At 58.6% G+C, this 20584-nt stretch carries 19 protein-coding genes; 6 read left to right on the top strand and 13 right to left on the bottom strand.

The features are described from left to right. Positions 1 to 88: 88 nt before the first annotated feature. The 12 genes from trbI to traI are packed head-to-tail and all read right to left on the bottom strand — an operon-like array spanning position 89 to position 10215. Positions 89 to 1372 (bottom strand): IncP-type conjugal transfer protein TrbI, encoded by a 1284-nt coding sequence (gene trbI, locus FHT75_RS29685; protein WP_183845382.1) that lies wholly within the window; start codon positions 1370 to 1372, stop codon positions 89 to 91. A 12-nt stretch (positions 1373 to 1384) separates the two neighbouring features. Next, a complete protein-coding gene (gene trbH, locus FHT75_RS29690; RefSeq protein ID WP_183845383.1) occupies positions 1385 to 1822 on the bottom strand; it encodes a conjugal transfer protein TrbH in 438 nt (145 codons plus the stop codon). A gap of 3 nt (positions 1823 to 1825) precedes the next feature. Then, complete coding sequence (trbG, locus tag FHT75_RS29695) at positions 1826 to 2638, bottom strand: P-type conjugative transfer protein TrbG (protein ID WP_183845384.1); 813 nt, start codon at positions 2636 to 2638, stop codon at positions 1826 to 1828. Positions 2639 to 2654: 16 nt separating this feature from the next. Then, positions 2655 to 3317, bottom strand: a complete 663-nt coding sequence (locus FHT75_RS29700; RefSeq protein WP_113334000.1) for a conjugal transfer protein TrbF — start codon at positions 3315 to 3317, stop codon at positions 2655 to 2657. Between the two features lie 24 nt (positions 3318 to 3341). Then, positions 3342 to 4520, bottom strand: coding sequence for a P-type conjugative transfer protein TrbL (gene trbL / locus FHT75_RS29705; RefSeq protein ID WP_183845385.1), 1179 nt, complete (start codon positions 4518 to 4520; stop codon positions 3342 to 3344). A gap of 4 nt (positions 4521 to 4524) precedes the next feature. Continuing rightward, on the bottom strand, positions 4525 to 4701 hold the full coding sequence (gene trbK / locus FHT75_RS29710) for an entry exclusion protein TrbK (protein WP_113334002.1): 177 nt from the start codon (positions 4699 to 4701) through the stop codon (positions 4525 to 4527). Then, positions 4695 to 5498, bottom strand: coding sequence for a P-type conjugative transfer protein TrbJ (gene trbJ, locus FHT75_RS29715; RefSeq protein ID WP_183845386.1), 804 nt, complete (start codon positions 5496 to 5498; stop codon positions 4695 to 4697). The genes trbK and trbJ overlap by 7 nt, the downstream gene beginning before the upstream one ends. Then, positions 5470 to 7926 (bottom strand): conjugal transfer protein TrbE, encoded by a 2457-nt coding sequence (locus FHT75_RS29720; RefSeq protein WP_183845387.1) that lies wholly within the window; start codon positions 7924 to 7926, stop codon positions 5470 to 5472. Before FHT75_RS29720 ends, trbJ begins: the two co-directional genes overlap by 29 nt. A gap of 9 nt (positions 7927 to 7935) precedes the next feature. Continuing rightward, positions 7936 to 8235, bottom strand: a complete 300-nt coding sequence (locus tag FHT75_RS29725; RefSeq protein ID WP_183845388.1) for a conjugal transfer protein TrbD — start codon at positions 8233 to 8235, stop codon at positions 7936 to 7938. Next, on the bottom strand, positions 8228 to 8611 hold the full coding sequence (locus FHT75_RS29730; protein WP_183845389.1) for a TrbC/VirB2 family protein: 384 nt from the start codon (positions 8609 to 8611) through the stop codon (positions 8228 to 8230). The genes FHT75_RS29725 and FHT75_RS29730 overlap by 8 nt, the downstream gene beginning before the upstream one ends. Further along, positions 8601 to 9578: a P-type conjugative transfer ATPase TrbB gene (trbB, locus tag FHT75_RS29735; protein ID WP_183845390.1), complete on the bottom strand. Its 978-nt coding sequence runs from the start codon at positions 9576 to 9578 to the stop codon at positions 8601 to 8603. The genes FHT75_RS29730 and trbB overlap by 11 nt, the downstream gene beginning before the upstream one ends. 10 nt (positions 9579 to 9588) lie before the next feature. Further along, on the bottom strand, positions 9589 to 10215 hold the full coding sequence (gene traI, locus FHT75_RS29740) for an acyl-homoserine-lactone synthase TraI (protein WP_183845391.1): 627 nt from the start codon (positions 10213 to 10215) through the stop codon (positions 9589 to 9591). A 389-nt stretch (positions 10216 to 10604) separates the two neighbouring features. Here traI and repA point away from each other — a divergent pair, with 389 nt between their 5' ends. The 4 genes from repA to FHT75_RS29760 all read left to right on the top strand — a co-directional run bounded on the left by repA (position 10605) and on the right by FHT75_RS29760 (position 15754). After that, the gene (gene repA, locus FHT75_RS29745; RefSeq protein ID WP_183845392.1) at positions 10605 to 11795 is read left to right on the top strand and encodes a plasmid partitioning protein RepA; all 1191 of its coding nucleotides are present in this window, start codon (positions 10605 to 10607) and stop codon (positions 11793 to 11795) included. 84 nt (positions 11796 to 11879) lie between these two features. Further along, positions 11880 to 12875: a plasmid partitioning protein RepB gene (gene repB / locus FHT75_RS29750; protein WP_183845393.1), complete on the top strand. Its 996-nt coding sequence runs from the start codon at positions 11880 to 11882 to the stop codon at positions 12873 to 12875. Between the two features lie 156 nt (positions 12876 to 13031). Further along, positions 13032 to 14276, top strand: coding sequence for a plasmid replication protein RepC (repC, locus tag FHT75_RS29755; RefSeq protein ID WP_183845394.1), 1245 nt, complete (start codon positions 13032 to 13034; stop codon positions 14274 to 14276). 302 nt (positions 14277 to 14578) lie between these two features. After that, positions 14579 to 15754, top strand: coding sequence for a hypothetical protein (locus tag FHT75_RS29760; protein WP_183845395.1), 1176 nt, complete (start codon positions 14579 to 14581; stop codon positions 15752 to 15754). Positions 15755 to 15777: 23 nt separating this feature from the next. On the opposite strand, the gene FHT75_RS29765 is transcribed toward FHT75_RS29760, so the two are convergent. Next, the gene (locus FHT75_RS29765) at positions 15778 to 16695 is read right to left on the bottom strand and encodes a recombinase family protein (RefSeq protein ID WP_183845396.1); all 918 of its coding nucleotides are present in this window, start codon (positions 16693 to 16695) and stop codon (positions 15778 to 15780) included. Positions 16696 to 17216: 521 nt separating this feature from the next. Between FHT75_RS29765 and FHT75_RS29770 the strand changes: the two genes are divergently transcribed. Both FHT75_RS29770 and FHT75_RS29775 read left to right on the top strand, forming a co-directional pair. Next, positions 17217 to 18353 carry an RHE_PE00001 family protein gene (locus FHT75_RS29770; protein WP_183845397.1) on the top strand — a complete coding sequence of 379 codons (1137 nt, stop codon included), beginning with the start codon at positions 17217 to 17219 and terminating at the stop codon, positions 18351 to 18353. A gap of 151 nt (positions 18354 to 18504) precedes the next feature. Beyond that, positions 18505 to 20472 carry an ATP-binding protein gene (locus FHT75_RS29775; RefSeq protein WP_183845398.1) on the top strand — a complete coding sequence of 656 codons (1968 nt, stop codon included), beginning with the start codon at positions 18505 to 18507 and terminating at the stop codon, positions 20470 to 20472. Positions 20473 to 20584: the final 112 nt, after the last annotated feature.

Genomic DNA, 20584 nt, shown 5'->3' on the forward strand with positions numbered 1-20584 from the left:
GGGGATTGCAATGTTGCACCGGCATGGGGGGCATGCCAGCGGGTGAAATGGCGGCGAAGCTGTCGGACTATGTTCGTCAGTTTCTGCTTTAGGCCGACGGAAATATAATATCCTGGTCAACGAGCACATTGAACTTGTAGCCGGGGCGGATCTGGATGGTCGGCTGCACATTCAGGTTTTTCGAGATGGTTTGCTCGGCGACCCTCCCAAAGGATTCCGCGAAGTTGCGGCGAGCCGCATCCGAGGCGGTCTCCTGTGTTGCGAGCGTCGAGCTTTGCGGCATCGACATGTCGATCCCTGTTCCAATCAATGCGATGAGCGCGGCCGAACTCCATGTGCGCCAGAAATGGCGATCGACCTTGTCCTTGAAGCCGCCATAGCCTTCGGCATCCGTGCCAGCCATGCCGCCGATTTGCAGCGTCGATCCATTCGGGAAAATGAGATCGGTCCAGACCACGAGGACGCGTTCCTGACCGAAGGAAACCTTGGAATCGTAGCGGCCGAACAGTTTTGCCCCCTGCGGGATCAGAAGGCGGTAACCGGTGGCGCTGTCGTAGACGTTCTGGCTCACCTGCGCCGTGAGCCGTCCGGGAAGGTCGGAGTTGAGACCGGTGATCAAGGTCGCTGGAATGACGGAGCCGCGCTTGAGCTCGTAGGCGGACATCTGCGGCACGACCCGGTTCGGTAGATAACCAAGATCCTTGATGTCCTGATTGAAGAAATCCTCCTTCGAGGTCTGCGCGTTAGGATCGACGTTCTCTCCCATCAGACCGGACTTCATCGCAGTGGCATAGAGGTCCGAGGCGCTGTTGGCAGTCGTCGTCTGTCGGTTCGTGTCTGTGGAGGCATTGGCGGCCTTCTCGACATCGGAAATATCCACCTTCAACGGCGAGTCCAAGGCTGTCGCCCGCGCCTGCAGCCGGGCCATGCGCTGGCGTTGCGCTTCACGGATATACTGTTCATCCTGCTCCCGTTTCAGCCGCGCTTTCCATTCCGCCTCCGATTCAAGTCTCGGGCGCCGCTCCTCTCGCTGTGTCGGCGTGGGGTCGGCAACGGCGGTTTCCTTCTTGACCTTCTGTTCGACGGCAGGTGTCGGCTGGAACACTTCGCGTTGTTCCGGATCGCCAATGATGCCGTCGGTGACACCACGCTTGAGTTGGTCGCCGAAGTTCGTCGCGGGAGTATTCGAGGCACTGTCGAGGTCATTGTTGCGATTGAAAGGAAGCCCGCGCCACGAAAGCCCGATGACGACGACGCCGACGAAGAGCGCGACGATGACGATGGCGATGATGATCGGCAGCCGATTGAGGCGGCGCATACCCTTCTGATCTTCGGCCTGGCTGGAGGTGCCCAGTTGCAGAGATTGGACCATGCTCGCCTCCCCTCAATTGCGCTGCATGATCGAGAGCGGGCTTGCCGGCACGGCACCCGCAGGCGTCGCCGTATAGGCCCGGCCAAGCGCGATGGATGGCGTCGAGAGCCTTGCAAGCACTTGGCCGTCGACGCCGTCGATCGAATAAGCGAGCTCGACGGGTTTCACGTCCTGTCCGGCCTTGCCGTCAGTGATCACCGCATAGCCCCATCCTTTCAGCGCCGCCTCGAGTGCCGCCGCAAAGTCCGATGAGTCCTTCTCCATCTTGATGGTTGTCGTGCCTGAAGGACCGATCTGCTCGGCAAGCCGGCTTGCCATGTCGCCAGCAATCGCGCTTGCGGCCGGTCCTGTCAGGGTGGTGGGCGTCGAGCTCGTGGTCAGCCCGTCCTCGGCCGTCTGGCAGCCGGAAAGCATGGCGGTGGCGATGATGATGGCGATACGCTTGCGCATGGGTCAGCCTCCCCGCCGAATGGTGATTTTCTGCTGGCGCCAGCCGACGCCGGAGACGAGGATTGCTTTGTCGACCGCATAGTCGACGATCATCATGTCGTTCTTCATCCGGTAATTAACGATGCGGTTCTGGCCGCCGCTGACGACGAAAAGAACCGGCGCATCCTGGCTGGAGATCGACCTTGAGAACTGGATGTAGGTCTTGGTGCCATCCGAATAGACCCTCTTCGGCTTCCAGGGGGCACTGCCGCTTATGGAGTAAGAAAAGTTCAGCCTGTCGGGTGCGGCGCCAGGAATGCCTCCGGTCTCCAGTCGCGAGTTGATATCGGCAAGCTTGGTTGACACGTCCTCGGGATACTCGAAACCGATACGGGCCATGTACTGGCTCGGATGCGATTTCAGCTGGATGTGATAGGTGCGCCGTGAAGTCGTGACCACCATCGAAGTGACGAGACCAGCCTCCGACGGCTTGACGATCAGGTGGATAGCCTGCCCGCCAGTGGCGCCTGATGTCGCCGGCTCGACCTTCCAGCGCACGGTATCGCCTACCAGAACATCGCGAACGATTTCGCCCCCCTGGAGCTCGATGTCGCAAACTTGCAGCGGCGAGCAGACGACCGACGGCTGCGTCTCGCCGAAGAGGAAGATGACCTTGCCGTCCGGGCCGGTCGTGACCAAGCCGGGTGTACCGCGCCACTTCCTTGAAATGTTCGTACCCTTCACCTCGTTGTTCGTCATGCTCTGTGCTTGCGCGCCGCTCACGAAGACGAGTGCGCCTAGGCAGCCAGCGGCCGCGAATAATTTTGTCCTGTGCATTGAGAAACCCCTGCCCTTAAAGCTGTGCTGTCCAGTCGAAATCCCGGACATACAGACCGATGGGATTGAACCGGATGGTCGCCTCGTCCTGCGGTGCGGTAATCGTCACCGTTGCGATCCCGCGAAACCGGCGAGTGCCGATTTCCTTGCCCTTGCGATCGCGTTCGTATTCGGTCCAGTCGATCTGATAAGTCTGGTTTGAGAGCGCGACGATGTTGTTGACCTCGATCGCAACGGTCGAGGACTTCGCCTTTTCAAATGGCGAGTTACCGCGGAACCAGGCGTTGATCTTCTCTGTCGAGGGGTCCGATGTCCGAAGAAGTGCGTAGGTTCGATCGATATATTGCTTTTGCACGACGGCATCCGGCGTGATCGAACGGAAGCTGGTGACGAAATTGCCGAGCGTGGCGCGCACCACCCGAACGTCGGCATATTCGATCTGCTGAGGATAGCCGGCGGTCACCGCGGTCCCGAGTTTATCGACCTCGACAATATAGGGAACCAGCTTTACCTGGGTGCTGAGATACATCGCGTACCCGAAGCCGATCACCGCCATAGTCAGGCCGAGGATGCCGACGATGCGCCATCCCGCGGCCGCCTGCACATAGGAGCCGTATCGCTCGTTCCATTCCTGGCGCGCGGCAAGATAGGGGTTTTCGGGGGCGCGGTTCGCTGCCATCGATCGATCACTTTCTGATTACTGTTAGTCTTTGCGTTCGGGAGGCGGTTTTGGTCCGCTGTGCCCACTGCGCGCCTGATCAAGCTTGGAATTGGCAAGACCGAGGATCGACCCGGCGTAGGCGCCGGGAGAGCCGATCGCCTTCTCCTTGGCAGCCGAGCCCGCCGCTTTTCCTGCTGACCCGATCCCTGCACCAAATCCTCGAAGCATGGCACCTGCAACGGATGACCCCGCGGCCCGCGCGGTTTGGGCCGCCGCAAATCCCGCACCGGCAGCGCCAGCCGCGAGGAACCCTGCTCCCGTCGCAAACGATGCGGCCTGACCACCATGCCTGATCGCCTCCATCCCGCCCGAGACGGACGCCCCCTGAACAACACCCTGCATGATGTTCGGAACGTAGATGGCGATAATGAAGACCACAACGGCGATACCGGCGATCGCAAGGGCAGTCTGGAACTGGTCTCCAATGTCAGGTTGGTTTGCAAGTCCTATGAGAACTTCTGATCCGATACGAGAAATCATGACGAGCGCCATGAGTTTCATCCCCACCGAAAAGGCATAAATCAGATATCGGATCGCGAAGTCCTTCGTGTAGGACGAGCCGCCAAGCCCCAGCATGATCATTCCGGCGAGCAGGCCGATATACATTTCGACCATGACGGAAACGAAGATCGCAGCAACGAGTGAGAACGAAATGACCACGACGACCATGGCAAAAGCGGCCGAGATCGCCAACGCATTGTCCTCGAAAAGACCGAACTGAATCTTTCCGGACATCTTTGTTGCAACCGCGAGTCCGGCATTGAAAACGTCGGCCGGCGAGGCAGTTCCCCCACCGGCGCCAATCTGAAACAGACTATCGACCACCGCCTTCGCGAAGGTAGGGCCTTGTGCCAACACGAAGGCGAAGAAACCAACGAACATGATCCGGCGGACAAGCTCGGCGAACCAACTGTCGAGCGATGCGGCCTGAATTGCCAGCCAGACGGCGGCGATGCCGATCTCGATCGTCGCCAGGATCCAGAACAGGGATTTGGCCGCATCCATGACGGTCGTTTCCCACCCCTTTGCAGCCGTCGTGATCTGGCTCTGCAATGATGTCAGCACCGAACCTTCCTGGGCAAGCGCCGGCTGGGCTGCCAGCACGCAGAGGGTCGTAAGTAGCATCGCTCCCCTGAGCCGCTGAAATGATATCACCGTCATCTGCTCACCACTCGACCTTCATCTTTTCGCCGCCAGAGGTCGGATACTTCGTGGAGGTGCCGAAGAACTGTTCATGGCGCTGCTGTGCAGCCAGCTTTTCGGAGATGAGGAACCAGATGCCGGCACTGCCGGCCGCCACGAACGCTGCGATCGCGAGGAGGATCAATTTCGTTCTCACCATTCCACCTTCATCTTTTCGCCGCCTGACGTGGAAGGCGCAGTCCCGCTGAAGAATTTCTCGCGCCGCGCCTGGGCAAGATCCTTGTCGGTTTGCTCGGTCTGCAGCCAGGTTCCCATCATCGTCATCTGTTGGGAGACAAGGCCGCGAAGTTTCTGCATCTGCGCGACTTGTTGCGCAGCGATTTCGTGTCCGACCTGCAGAGCTTTCATCTGCCCGTCGGCGGTCTCGGACATCGACCGCAGTGAGGACATCGTGCCCTCCTCGCTATCGAACTGCTCGGACGTCAGGCTTGCCGCCTTCAGTGTGCTGGCGATCGTGTCCCGGTTGGTGTCCGACCAGGACTGATATGTCGTCGAAAAAGAAGCATTGTCTGGCAGGTTGGTTTTGAGGCTTGAGTAGCTTTGGAAGCGCTGCTGCAGCACGTCATCGGCATTGCCCATGGAAAACGAGATGCTCTGGCCCTGGTCGACGATGCTGCGCAACCGATTGAGGTCGCTTTCGACCTGCCCCCACATGTGCGACGGAAGGGTAGCGGTGTTCTGCAGCAGGTTCTGGTAGATATTCAGCTGCGTTTCGATCTGTTGCGCGAGCTGGCTGATCTGGGTGAGTTGGTTCTGGATTTGCTCGCCGGATTGGCCAACAAGCGATACGAGCTCGCCATTGTTGAGGACCTGCGTCCATTCTGTCGCCGCCCCGGTGGCCGTGCCGGCGTCCGCGGGCATGACAGCGCCGATCGTCAAGACGACCGCCGCCATACCAGCGACCAATCTATTCGAAGTTGAGCAGCGATGCGGCATCGTGAACTCCTCTCATTTCAAGCCAAAGATGCGGCCAGTCGCGGCCATGTTCGGAACTGAGCGTGCGGATACGCTTCAAATCTTCCTTGCCGGAGGCGCCGACGAAGCTGAGCGCCACGGGGCCGAGTGCCATATCGAACAGCCGCCGGCCCTCAGGCGTGACGACGTAATATTCCCGCTTGGGGATTGCATTCGAAACGATCTCGATCTGCCGCTCGTTGAAGCCGATCCGTTCGTAGAACTCGCGGGTTCCGGGTTCCCGGGCGGCGCCATTCGGGAGGCAGATTTTCGTCGGGCAGGATTCCTTCAGCACGTCGATAATTCCGGAGCGCTCGGCGTCTGAGATGGATTGCGTGGCAAGCACGACGGCGCAGTTGGCCTTGCGCAGCACCTTCAGCCATTCGCGGATCTTGCTGCGAAACACCGGATGTCCCAGCATCAGCCAGGCTTCGTCGAGAACGATCAGGCTCGGGGAACCGTCGAGTCGTTTTTCGATGCGCCGAAACAGGTAGGTAAGCACCGGCACAAGATTGCGCTCGCCCATGTTCATCAGGTGCTCGATCTCGAAAGTCTGGAGCGCGCCGAGCGACAGGCCGTCCTGTTCCGCGTCGAGAAGCTGACCCATCGGGCCGTCGACCGTGTAGTGATGAAGCGCGTCCTTGATCTCGCGCATCTGCACGCCACTGACGAAGTCCGATAGCGACCGTCCGGCTGCGCTGGCCATCAATCCGATCTGGCGCGAGATCGCGTTGCGATGATCGGGGGTGATGGTAACACCCTGCAGGGCGACCAGCATTTCTATCCATTCGGTAGCCCATGCCCGATCTGCATCGCTGGTGAGGTCCGATAACGGGCAGAAGGCTAGCGCCTTTACCTCCTCTTGAGCGTCGCCACCGATCTCATAGTGATCGCCGCCTGCGGCGAGCGTGAGCGGCAGGAGCGAGTTCCCCTTGTCGAAGGCGAAGATCTGGGCCCGTTCGTAGCGTCGGAACTGCGCGGCGATCAGCGCCAGCAGCGTCGACTTGCCCGAGCCGGTTGGCCCAAAAATCAGCGTGTGACCGACATCGTCGACATGCAAATTCAGCCGGAACGGGGTTGAACCGCTCGCCACCTGCATTAGCGGTGGCGAATTCGGCGGATAGAATGGGCATGGGGCGACCGGGTTGCCCGACCAGACCGAGTTGAGCGGGATGAGATCGGCAAGATTGCTGGTGTTGATCAGCGGTTCGCGGATGTTGCAGTACCAGTTGCCCGGGAGGCTGCCGAGAAAAGCGTCGGTCGCGTTGAGCGTTTCGATCCGCGCCCCGAAGCCTTCCGCCTGGATCAGCCGGCGGATGGCCTCTGCCTTTTCCTGCAGTGCTTCTCGATCGTGATCGAAGAGAACGATGACGGGCGTGTAGTAGCCGTAGGCGACCAACTGCGACGAAGCCTGCGCGATGGCGTCTTCGGTCTCGGCCACCATGGTCATGGCATCCTGGTCGACCGAACGGCTTTGCGTCTGAAAGAGCTGGTCGAAGAATGGCCGCACCTTTTGCTGCCATTTCTTGCGGGTACGCTCCAGTTTCTGTCTGGCCTCCTGTGCGTCGAGGAAAATGAAGCGCGAAGACCAGCGATAGGTGAGCGGCATGAGATCGAGGCTGTTCAGGATCCCCGGCCAGCTCTCAGCCGGCAGGCCGTCGATCGCGACGACGCCGAGGAAGCGGCTTTCAACCTTTGGGGTCAGGCCATGCTCGAGCTCAGCCGTCGCGATCCAATCGAGGTACATGGGCGCTTCCGGGAGGCGGACCGGATGATTCTCGCCAGTGATGCAGAATCGAACGAATTGCAGCAGTTCGTCGTAACGTGCGACCCGCTCCCCTCCCCTCTCTAAGACCTCCCGCGTTTCCATCCGCCTGATCGAAAGCGTGTTGCCAAGGTACTGCTCGATCTCGCGGACCGCGTTCCTGAAGATGAAGAGCACCGTATCGGCATAGGTCTTCTTACGGCTCTCCTCGTCCGAGTAGATGTATTTGCTGAGCGCCGTTTTCTTGGACTCGAGCGGCCGATAAGTGAGGACGAGCGCGTGCTTGCTTTCGAAATGCCCCTGCTCGCGCGCGAAATGTGCCCGTCGCTCGGCGTCGATCGCACGCGTAATCGGATCGGGGAAATGGCATCGATCATCCGACGGATAGTCGAATGTCGGAATGCGTACCGCCTCGACCTGGATCATCCAGCCGCTCCCGAGCCGCGACAGGATTGTATTGATCTGCCGCGACAGGTCGTTGCGCTCCCAGTCGGTCGCGCTTTCGGAATCCGGCCCGGCAAAGTACCAGCCGGCCGTCAGGCTTCCGTCTTTCAGCAGAAGGATGCCATTGTCCACCAGACCGGCATAGGGGACGAGATCCGCAAAGGATGGGCCGGTAGCCCGGAAACGTTTGAGAGCGACCATCTCTCCTCCTTAATTCCGGCGCCACGGCGAGGAGGTCGCCCTGTAGTAATGCCGGTATGAGATATGGCGGACGTAGACCTGTCGCATCAGCGGGTCTGCCTTTGCCATCATTCTCAAAAGCTCGACGATGACGATCCAGACGGCAACGCCGAAGAGGGCGGAATATGCCGTCAGCACCACGAAAATCAGAATGACGGCAGCAAGCCCGGTGAGCAGCACCAGTTCCCGGTCCGCACCCATCAGAAGGTTCGGGCGCGACAGGGCACGGTGAATGCGGTTGCGTTGCAGTCCGGATAAGGACTCAGCCATTATCCCCCTCCCCTTCTCCGCTTGGATCGATGGAGGTGGCTCGCACGTCGGAGAGCCCGATCGAGGCGCCGGTGGCGCCGAAAAGACCGACGATGTTGGTCGCGCCGAGCAGAATGCCGGCGACGAGCACGACGTAGACGAGCCGCCGAGCGAAATCGTTGAGTTCGCCCCCAAATATCAGCATGCCGCCGGCGATCGCCACTGCCGCAAGCGCAATGGCGCCGGCGACTGGTCCGGTAATCGATTCCTGGATTTGTTGCAGCGGACCTTCCCACGGGAGGCCGCCGCCGGAACTCGCGAGAGCCGGGGCCACTGACGTTAAGATGATGGGCGCTGCAAGGAGTGCTGCGGCGATAACAGCGTTTTTACGCGACATGGCGCGCCTCCTGTTCTTCCGTGAGCTCATCGGATTCTATTTCGTATTCGCCGTGGGCGTAGCGCTCGACCTGGATGACGTCGCGAACGCGCCGACCCCTTGCCGTTCGCTCGATCGAGATGATGAGATCGACCGCTTCTCCAATCACATCTTGCATCGGCTGCTGGCTGGCCTCAGCAGTCAGTTGCTCGAGACGACGAAGCGCCGACATGGCGGTGTTCGAGTGAATTGTGGCAACGCCCCCCGGATGGCCAGTATTCCAGGCCTTGAGCAGCGTAAGCGCAGCGCCGTCACGGACCTCGCCCACGACGATGCGGTCGGGACGCAAGCGCATCGTGCTTTTCAACAGCCGCGCCATATCGACAGTATCGCTTGTGTGGAGAAGGACGGCGTTCTCGGCTGTGCACTGGATCTCGGCTGTGTCCTCGAGGATGACGAGGCGGTCGTCAGGCGCCGACTTGACGATTTCGTTGATGACGGCGTTCGCGAGCGTCGTCTTGCCGGAGCCGGTCCCGCCGGAGATGATGATGTTGAGCCGGGACGAAATTGCGCTGCGGATCGTCAACGCTTGCTGTTCGCTCATCACGCCGGAACGCACATAATCCTCAAGTGGGATCAAGCGCGAGGCGCGACGGCGAATGGTGAAAGCCGGCTTCGAGACGACGGGCGGCAAAAGACCCTCGAAGCGATGGCCTCCGATCGGCAACTCGCCTGAGACGATCGGCTGCTCGGTATCGACCTCGGATTGGAGCGCATGCGCCACCGCTCCAATCACCATTTCCGCCGCTGCAGACGACATTTCTCCTGCAGGTGCCACGCCATGGCCAAGCCTTTCGATGAATAGTTTGCCGTCTGGATTGAGCATGATTTCGACCACGGTCGAATCATCGAGAGCGACGCAGAGCTGATCGCCGAGCGCCTCCTGAAGCTTGCGGACAAGTCGAGGATGAGAGCGAAGCTGGTTCACGGCTTTCTCCTTAAGCTGCCTGGCCCAGAGGGCCGGTGATTTGAGATCGATAGCTGGACGGGCGCAGCCTCTGAAACGCTTCCGTGTTCGCCTGTAGGACTCCAGCGACAGCTATGGTCACTCCGATACGGCTCGGCTCGCCAATGCGCCGAAGCGGCCAGCCGACACGGCTGAGAATGCGTTCGAACCGCAGGTCGGTCACGGTAACGATCTCGGTGATGGCGTTCACGAGGCACCACTCGATGATGCCCGCAAACATGGTCAGCGTTACCTCATGCACCGAGCCCGATCCCCTGCCCTCCTCAAGGGTGGTATCAACGCAGAAGCGGGAGCTCTCGATCATTGCGGGATGGGCGTTCAGTCCGCCCTTCGGTAGAAGCGATGGAAAGACGTTCGTCACCATCGTCGGGCCAGTGGCCGGCAGGAGCCGTGCGCAACCACTCACATCGCCGGCGTTGGAGACGGCCAGCACGTAGGTTGGACCAATAGTGTCGAACCCATCCGATTCCTGGCCGTCTACAACCTCGACCTCCCAGCCCAGCCGCTCCGCGAAAACGCGAGCGCGTAGCTGGTGATGTTGCTGGATGAGTCGAGCTTCGTGAACATTCCGCGGTTTGGTGAGCGCGAAAACCTGCATGAATTTCTCCGTCGTCGTTGATTGGCGGAGAAGTCAGCATGGAACGGAATCGAGCGGTAGTTGGAGGATCCTGCAATGTTTGGCGAGTGAGTCGCACCGCGGTTATCGCCGAGTTTAGGGAGATCAGGTCATTTCACGCCCAACGCGGCCAGATCGGTTTGCAGGATTCACAGATAAACAGATCGAGAACGCAGCAGAACCTCTGGCTTGTTAACTCTCGATTATTAAAGAAAAATCGAGCGGGATAGCATTTTCCCGCGCGATGGCGTTAACCTCTTGTTAATCTTAAATGTCTTGCGGCTCGGAGGGAATCGGGAGATAGTTTCGCAAATGATGGCATTCCAGCCATTTTTTCGAAAGTGAAGACCTCCGGGGAAATAGTTCGCGAAATGACCAGTATGTTGCCCAACAGATTTGATATTGAGATCGCCCAACAAGGGGCGAAGATCTCAAGTGCGTTGCACATGTTGCGCAGCCAGCAGTATCCGCCGGACGCCCGCAAGGGACTGCGCAAGTTTCAGCTTGCGGAGGTTGCCGACTTCATGGGCGTAACCCAGACTCATCTCAGGCAGATCCATGCCGATGGCAAGGGGCCTGAAATAGAATCGGTTGGCGGACGCCGCTATTATACGGCCGATCAGATGCTTGAGCTTCGTGATTATCTTGAGGCCAACAAGAAATCCGACAAGCGGTATTACGTCCCCAGACGGCGGGAAGGCGAACCGATGCAGGTCGTCTCTGTCGTAAACTTCAAGGGCGGAAGCGGCAAGACCACCACTGCCGCACACCTTGCTCAGTATCTTGCCCTCACCGGCCATCGTGTGCTGGCGGTCGACCTTGACCCGCAGGCATCCCTGACTTCCTTGTTCGGGATACAGCCGGAGCTTGATGATACAGCGTCTCTTTATGAGGCTCTTCGCTTTGACGACGAGCGCAAGTCGATCGCCGATGTCATCCAGCAGACCAATATTCCCGGACTGGATGTCGTGCCAGCAAACCTGGTTCTTCAGGAATACGAGTATGACGTGCCGCTGGCGATATCTTCCAAGAAAGGTGAGGACGGCCGGCTGTTCTACATGCGGATCGCCAGCGCTCTGAAGCAGGTCGATGACAAGTACGACGTGGTCGTCATCGATTGCCCACCTCAGCTCGGTTATCTGACCATTACCGCGCTCATGGCGTCGACCGGGATCCTCATCACCATTCATCCTCAGATGCTGGACATCATGTCGATGAGCCAGTTTCTGATGATGCTCGGCGGGATCATGGGGCCTGTCGCCGAGGCCGGCGCCGAAATGCGTGTTCAGTGGTTCCGGTACCTCATCACGCGATTTGAACCCACGGACATCCCGCAGGCTCAGATGGTCGGGTTCATGCAGTCGATGTTTGCACAGCAGATGCTGAGAAACCACGTGCTGAAGTCCACCGCGATTTCCGATGCGTCGATTAAGAAGCAAACTCTGTATGAGGTCGAGCGGGGCGAGTTCGTCAGAGCGACCTATGACCGCGCCATCGAGAGCCTGAATGCAGCCAATGCGGAAATCGTCGAGCTTATCCACGGCGTCTGGGGGCGAAAATGAGATACTTGTCAGCCGTTTTTTTCAACGTTTTGCTGAGCGTCTTCAACAGCTTGTCGGCGTTGACAGCAGGTTCGGAGGGTGCTGATGTCCCGTGAAAATCCGTTTGCGAAGCTGGATATGGCGTCGATCGCGGCAAACCAGACCCCAACGAAACCGGGTTACGGCATGACAGGAGCTGCCAAGACGGTTGTCCGCTCCATCGAGGACATGGCCGAGAACACCAAGAAGCTTATGGAAGGCGAGGTGATCGTGGATCTTGATCCGCGATTGATCGATGTCTCTTTCGTTGCCGACCGTCTGTCTGACGATGGGGAAGAATTCCAAGAACTGCTCCAGGCGATCAAGGAATCAGGACAGACGACCCCTATCCTCGTTCGTCCCAGCTCAACAGATGCCAAACGATACATGGTTGTGTTCGGGCATCGTCGCCTGAGGGTCGCACGCGAGCTCGGAGTCCCCGTCAAGGCAATCGTGAAGAAGCTCGACGACGCGACTTCGGCGATCGTGCAGGGACAGGAGAACGCGGCCCGTTCGAACCTGTCGTTCATAGAACGTGCATACTTCGCTCAGAACCTGGTCGCGTCAGGAATGACGAAGGAAGTGGTCCGATCGTCGCTGGCCATCGACGAGGCTATGCTCTCGAAGATGCTGGCCGTTGTCGAGGCAGTGCCGGCATCAGTTATCACGGCACTGGGAGCGTCCAAGAAAATCGGGCGGGACCGGTGGCTGAGCCTTCGCCAACTCGTGCTTGCCCCTGCCCTGTCAAAGGCCGCCGTGGAGTATTCGGAATCCGCCGAACTCCACAAGCTTCCTGAAAACGAACGTTTCGATGCGCTCCATGACTACTTGAAGCGATACAAGGCGAAGTCAGCCGCGAAGAAGCCGAAGCCAGAAGTCCCTGTCCGGGACTGGACCTCGACCGATCGCGCACTGAACGTGGCGATAAATTCGAAGGCAAAGAAAGTTGCCATCGAGCTTACGAATGTTGAAGCCCGGCCTTTCGGCGAATGGCTGTCTTCTCACATGGGTCGTTTGTACGAAGAGTACAAAGGATCGAAAACTGAAACAAACGGAGACTGAACCGCAAAAGAAAAAGGCCCCCAAACGGCGAACCGTGGAAGCCTCTCTCGTCATCTCTAGCAGGATCGAGAATCGCATTTCCCGGAATCACAGTCAAGAGTCTTGGCGCCGATTTGGTGAGCGGATTTCCTTTGCCTGAAGCAAGGTGAGTGAAAAATGCAGACGGGACATGTGACGACGCCCTTTGGGCGGCGGCCGATGTCGCTTGCCCTGGTCAGAGGCCAGATGGCGATCGAAAATCCGCAGCCAGACACGCGTATCGAAAAGTGGAAAGTGTTTCGTGACGTGTGCGAGGCACGGGAACGCCTGGGAATCCAGGACCGGGCACTTGCCGTCCTTGATGCCCTCCTGACGTTTCATCCTCACGCGGAGCTCGATCCGAGCCAGGGGTTGGTCGTTTTCCCATCCAACGCCCAGTTGTCCGTGCGGGCTCACGGCATCACCGAGACGACACTGCGCCGACAACTCGCGGCACTTGTCGATGCCGGCCTTATTCTGCGGCGCGATAGCCCGAACGGTAAACGTTATGCGCACCGCAACCGCGATGGCGAGGTCGAGCAGGCCTACGGGTTTGACCTGACACCGCTGCTGGCTCGTGCCACGGAGCTCGCCCTGATGGCGCAGGACGTCGCCGCCGAACGCGCTCGTTTCCGCCGTGCAAAGGAAGCCCTCACGATCTGCCGTCGCGATGTGCGCAAGCTGGTCTCGGCTGCCGTGGAAGAGGGCGCTACAGGGAACTGGGAACGGGTGGAATCTGAGTATGTCAGTATTCTCGCCCGCCTCCCGCGCCATCCGAACCGTGCACAGGTCGAGATTACGCTCGACGAGATGGAGCTCTTGCGAGAAGAGGTTCTCAACATCCTGGAAACACAGCTGAAAACTGAAGATATGCATGGCAATGCCATTCACAATGCCTGCCACATACAGAATTCAAATACCGAATCCATAAATGAACTTGAACCTAGCTCTGGAAAAGAGCAGGGCGAAAGCTTGGCGGATGAACCTCTGACGAAGAATGGGCCGAACGGACGACCGAAGACGAAACCTGAGCCGATCAAGGCATTCCCGCTCGGAATGGTCCTTCGTGCCTGCCCGCAGATCGCTGATTACGGACCCGGCGGGCGCATTGAGCACTGGCGCGAGCTGATGAAAGCGGCCGTCGTCGTGCGATCAATGCTCGGCGTCAGCCCCTCAGCCTACGAGGAGGCCTGCAATGCCATGGGGCCGGAGAATGCGGCAGTTGCGGTGGCCTGCATTCTGGAGCGGTCGAATTTCATAACATCTGCCGGCGGATATCTGCGGGATCTGACCAGGCGCTCGGAGCGCGGGGAGTTTTCGTTGGGGCCGATGTTGATGGCACTGTTGAAGGCGAGCGGAGAGGGATCTCGAAAAGCGGGCTGACGGCAGAGAGATCCTCACGGTTGGTGGTTGGGGCCCCTTGATCTCCCGAGTGTCAAATCTTCGGGTTCCTGCGACGCCACGACCTTGTCAGCCGTTCTTTTTCGGCGTTTTCTCATAAGATACAAGGATTTATGGAGGTTGAACGGTTGAAAGGCACCCAAACAAAAACGAAGCAGATTTTGGAAATGCCACCAGTTTCATAAAGGAGATCTTTGACATTGCTCCTTATCGATATCGACAGACCGCAAGAGGCAGGGCCTCGTTTGGCAGGTCGAAGCAGCTTTGTATCGGATCGGTAAATTATGACCGTAGTAGCGTTTTTTGAAGAACTTCAGTTAGCCATCGCCGACGTGCTTATGTCAGCGGACTATTCTAATGCCCCACTGCATGTGCCGGTGCCCATATCGTTGCCGTCAACGCCAGCCGGGTATCCATTGAACATAAACGCGGTACCGGTGAGCCTTGCAAGGAAGATCTTGCGGGTGAAGAGTGACGTCTCGGATGCCGCCTTTTTGACCGCCGGAACGGTTTCACACATCAAGGACGTGGCACGCAACGCCCGACAACTCCGGGGCGGCCCACTCATGCCTTCGACTTCCTTGCCTCCGATTGATACACGAAGGGTGCAAAGCGTCCTCGAGCACGCTATGGATATCAGCGAGCAAAAGGCGCGTGGTGATTTTGAGATCATCGGTGTTTGCGACGGCGCATGGTTTAGCAGAGCGAAGAATTTTGGAACCTCCGATGAGATCCCATACTTCGGCAGGGTCACTCTTGCCGGGAGTGGAGCGCCTGCTTTGAGAGATTGGCTATTTGAACGAGGCAAACAGTACTCTGAGCTGAAGATCGGCAATGAGCCCTTCTATCACAGAAGGCACAGAACCGGTGGCTGGCTCCTCTCTCGCTTGCTTGAAGAAGACGTTCTTCCGCAGTCCCGTACTCTGAAAGCCGGAGTTGGAGGATATTACGAGCTTTATGAATATGATCCGAGTGGAATGTCGGTGGTAGACGGCGCTCTTATAGCTTTCATGAGCATTGATGAGCTTGAAAAAGGAAAACTGGTTTTCGAGCGTGTTTTCTTCCACACGTACATCGACGACTGCCTCTGCATCTTGGCTCTTAACAAGCCTAGTTCCCCGTTCTTAGCTGGGGACCGTGTTCGAATACCGCTTTCAAGTTTCTCGGTTCACGTACTGCCGACCATCGAGCGGGACTCGCCCTTGCCGCATGTTACGTCAGAGCTCTTGGTCGGTATGGTGGGAGGTGCGAACTTTTTCAGTTTAGCCCTCTCGCGAGCTCAGGGCGAAAGCTTCTATCATCAAACGAAGAGATTCATTGATACGGAGCATAAGCTTATGCGTCCTTCCGTCGCGGGCGGTTATGTTCATCTCAATCTCGACCAATCGCTCTTGAATGGGTTTATCGCCAAATTTCCAAAGCGACCGGCTCACGGGACCGATGTCGTTTATTCTAGCTGAAGCCATCACCACTAACCGTGCCCTCAATGGCGGATGAGACCAAACCGGTGGGCTTCGTCCAGCAAGTCCCGGACGGAGGATGGCTGCCACTTTTTGCCGCCGCGTGCGGGCCGTTCACCCATCTGGTCGAGTTGAGCGCCGATGTCTCGAAGAGATAGATTCGGATCGGCAATGGTGATTGCTGCTACCAGCTTCATCAGATGGTCCCCGGGCGCGCGGCGAGGGGACCGGGCCAAAAGTTCTTTTTCCGCGAGCTTTTCGCGAACCATGCGATGAACGGCTCGACGAAGGCGCTCAACGGTCCAGTCGTGGCCGCGGCGATTGAGCACCCGCACGACATTGTCCCAACTGTGTTGCGGACGGAGTTGCCGCACCATTGGCAGCCACGTCTGCGCGGACGCCACGAGCTCGTCGATATAGAGTTTTTCGCGTGCTTTTGACACTGCTTTGATTGCTTCCGGTCGTCGTTCTCGCAGGCCCGGGTTTCCAGGAAGCTTGCCTCGGGCCTTCGCCGCCTTGATGCCGGCTTTGGTGCGTTCGGCGATCAGCGCCCGCTCGAGCTGCGCGACCGCGCCAAGAACTTGTAGGGAGAACATACCCTGCGGCGTGGACGTGTCGATCGGATCGCGGATTGATCTGAAATGAACGCCGCGCTGCTCAAGATCCTCGATCACCTGCAACAGATGACTGACGGAGCGGGCGAGGCGATCCAGGCGCACAACGACAAGCACATCGCCGGCGGCGAGCTCGCCAAGCAGTCTCGTCAAAACTGGTCGCGCCCGTGAAGCGCCCGATCCGTGCTCCTGAAAAATCCGCTCGCAGCCGGCGGCGCGCAACTCGTCCATCTGCGCATCATGGAGCTGATCGTCGGTTGAGACGCGTGCATAGCCGATAAGCCGTTTGGGGGCGGGCCTTGGATTGGCGCTTGGCCGCTTTACCATGATTTTCTCGCGCGGTTTCAGATGCTTTGTACAAATAAGGAATGCGCGAGAAAATGGTCAGTTGCAAGCGTGTTTTAGGCATCGAATAGCAGGCCACCGGACTCGAAATGCCGCCGCTGACGAGCAACGGGGCGTCCGCATAGGCAAATGCTCGCCAGCGGGCTTCTATGGCGGAAATGCCGTAAAAACAGTGGGTTCGGAAATGGCTGCGAGACCGAGAGCCTGCTGAAAGGCGCGGGAGCTCAATCCTGGAAGAGAGGACGGGCCATGTGCGCCGCCGCGGGACGTCGAATTCTGTTTCGGGGAGTCCGGTCATCCCAGGCGAAATCGCCCCAGAAGCCCGGAAAACCAAGCATATCCGGTGATCCAGGACGACTGACATCGTGATGTGCGCGGCGAAATCAATTACCACCGATAAGCAGTACTTATCGGAAGTGAGACATCGTCACGGCGAGACCAACCTGTGACGGACACTAAGTGCGATATAGTGTCCGTTTAGCAAATCGTTTACAATGAATTCAATGCGTTATGATTTGTCTCAATTGCCCATTACCAGCCTCCAAAGGCGTGTTTCTGACGCGACCGCTATTCTGGTGCGTCTCGACGAGCGAGTTGCGCGATCGCCGGTCGGCGACGGCTGGATCGAGCGCGCCCATTTCGCCGACGCCTGCGCCTCGCTGTGGATCGACGGCGAACTCGTCCATCTCGAGGACCTGGTGCTGCACGACGCCCGCCTCGACGTCCGCACCCCGACCCACGAGTTAGCCATTGCCCGTGACGTTTTGAAGACGCGCCGGCGGATCGCGGCGCAGCCACCCGGCTGGGCGCTGAGCAACGAAGGCCTCCGTACGCTCCGCGGCGCTGGCGCCGAGAGCACCAGCGCTGAAGACACGATTCATGGGAACGGAGTCCATGCTCCGCCGCCGGCCACAACCTTTGCAGACGCGGTCGGGGAAGGGGAGGGGCCTGACGTTTCCGATCCCCTCGCGGCGGAGTTAGCGGCGATCGACGCGGTACTCGCCCGTTCCGACGCCGCTATTGCCGAGGCCAAGGCGCCCCGACGCGGCGGGGGAAGAGAAAAAGATCCGCTGGTCTACGATCTCGATTGGGACGAGGATGAACGCCTCGTCGAGTGGCGCGCCGTCGTCATTGAGACCGATGGCTTGCCACCGATATTGCAGGCGATCATCATCCTCGATGCCTGGAACGATCTGCAGGTGCTGCAGCACGCGCCCTGGCTCGGCCGGCTGCTCGCCGCCGAAATGCTGCGGCAGGGTGGCGTCGCGACCGGCGCCCACCTGGTGGCGATCAATGTTGGTCTGAAGACCATCGGCGTTGATCGGCGTCGGCATCGCGCACGTGACACGCGGCTGCTGGCGATCGTCAATGGCATCATTGCGGCCGCCGAGCTCGGCCTCAAGGAGCACGACCGGCTGATACTGGCGAAGCAAATGATGGAGCGGAAGCTGGCCAGCCGGCGGTCGTCGTCAAATCTGCCAGGCTTGATCGAACTGGTGATGGCGCGGCCGCTGGTCTCGGCCGGCATGGTTGCCGAGGCGCTGAAGGTGACGCCGCGGGCGGCGCTGAGGATTGTTGGTGAACTGGGGCTCAGGGAGATGACGGGGAGGGGGAGGTTTCGGGCGTGGGGGGCACTTTGAGGTGTCGAGTGTCACCGTCAACTTGATCAAATTTCTGATCGTGAAGATCTGCACTGAACTTTATTTGCTGAATTGTGGGAAAACAACGAAAAGCCTGGCCATAGTATGTTGTACCCCGCGGCCATGAGCCGTGAAACAGGAGTAGAGACATATGACCATGACCGATATGATACCGAATGATACGAGCGATCGCCTGCTAACCGAGGTCGAACGCCAACAGAAATATCTCGACCGGCTTCCGGACAACTACGCTTTTCCTCTTTTCAACGCCTCCCAAGCCTTGGAATCGCAGCGCCGTAGCGGATACCGTAACTCTGCCGCCGCAGCTCGCGAAATTGTCGATAACGCGATGGAAGCGGGTGCAACGCGAGTTGACGTTTGCTTTGAGCGTCCGAAACAGCTCAAGGCGCACCAGCGCACAGAATCGATCAATGCAATAGCCTTCATTGATAATGGATCTGGGATGATCCCACGGATGGCGCAGTACGCACTTTCCTGGGGATCTGGTACCCATTTTGATGAGCCAGACTTTATCGGCAAGTTTGGTTTCGGCCTTCCGAACGCTTCTATCAATCAGACACGGCTTGTGGAGGTCTACACCAAGGTCGCGGGCGCACCGGTTGTCACCAAAGCGTGGTTGGATGCGCGTCATGTCAAATCCCACGGACTCCAGACTATTCCCGAGCCCGTAGAGGCAGAACTTCCCAGTTTTGTACAAGTCTATCTCGACAAAAACGGTTTGGCCTTCGACCATGGTACCGTCGTACTCTGGGTCGAACCCGACCGTATCTCGTATCGTAAGCCGGCATTGATGAAGGAGCATCTCGTTGACGACTTCGGCGTCACATACCGCTATCTTCTTTCGAAAGTCAGCCTTTACGTGGATGGGGCCAAGGTCGAGCCAGTCGATCCGCTCTTCCTGACCCCGGAGGCCCGCTATTTCCGCCCTGAGGACAAGGGCGGGGCGATTATGAGCCAAGACTGGAACATTCCGGTCAAATATGCGCGGGACGAGGATGGTGTGCTATCGCTCACCAAGGTCGAAAGTATCAACGAACTCGATGCAAACGATCCGTCGCTGGAAGCCGCCGGTGCGATCTACGTTCGCGTTGCACGTTTCCCTTATGGTTTTGCCGAGCATTCAAAGGCGAAAATTGAAACCGACAGTCACCGTCGCTTCGAAATCAGGAAGAGCCGGCGCGGAATGTCGTTTGTTCGCGCGGGCCGCGAGATCGAGACTGTCGACGTTTTTCCGAAGTCGATGAAAGATCTTTCCAAGGGCCTTGGTAAATGGCCACTTCTTCAGTCCTATGCGTATCACTGGGGTGTAGAAGTCCGTTTCGATCCTCACCTGGACGAGATTTTCGGTATCACCAACGACAAACAAACCGTCCGTCCGTTGGAGGACTTGTGGCGCCTTTTCGCCGCTGAGGGTATCGATGCCGCCCTAAATCGCGAAAACAATCACCAAAGCAAGATGCGAAGTGAAGAGAAGGAACGTCAGCGCCAGCGTGAGGCCAGGAAAGCCGCGACCGCGACTGTGGCTGAGAGGGTCTCGGCTCAGGCGGATTCAATTGCCGGGCAAAAACCGCGTATTACCGAACGCGACAAAGCCAAAGTCAGGGAAGAGGCTGAGCAGGAAGCCAAACGTCGTGCAAAGATAGACCAGACGTCGATCGCTCAGGCACGTCAGGCGGTTGAAGAGGAAGCCAAGCGGCGGCCGTATGTCATCGACTTTTTCGACGAAGCCAGGGGGCCCTTTTACAAACCCCAATGGGCGAATGGGGGCCAAATCGCTGTTATGATCAATCGCCAGCACCCATTCTTTCAAGCCTTTTATGCTCCGCTCCTGGACTTGGAGGGCGGCGGTCATGCAAAGCAGGCCCTTGACGTTCTGCTAATTGCACTGGCCCGGGCGGAACTCGGCATCGAGGATGAAACCTGCGCTGCGTGGTACGAGGCACAGCGAGAGCGTGCTTGGAGCACATTCTTGTTCGATGCCTACAAGATGCTCCAGCAGACATCGGCACCGAACGACGAGGAAACGGCGGAAGGCGCCATGGAGGGTGATGTTGCGGCGGAAACCACTGAGGATGCTGAGGTGGCAGCAGCAGAATAATTGACATTGCAGGGCGCGTCTTCCGCGCCTTGCTTTCCATCTAGCTTGGCAAACGCCAAGCTGTTATCTTGATTATTAGTAAGAGTACCAGCTCGAAACCAGTGTAGGCGCG

Origin of the sequence: Rhizobium sp. BK112, assembly GCF_014193215.1 — a bacterium.
In the GTDB taxonomy this organism is placed as follows: Bacteria; Pseudomonadota; Alphaproteobacteria; order Rhizobiales; family Rhizobiaceae; genus Rhizobium; species Rhizobium anhuiense.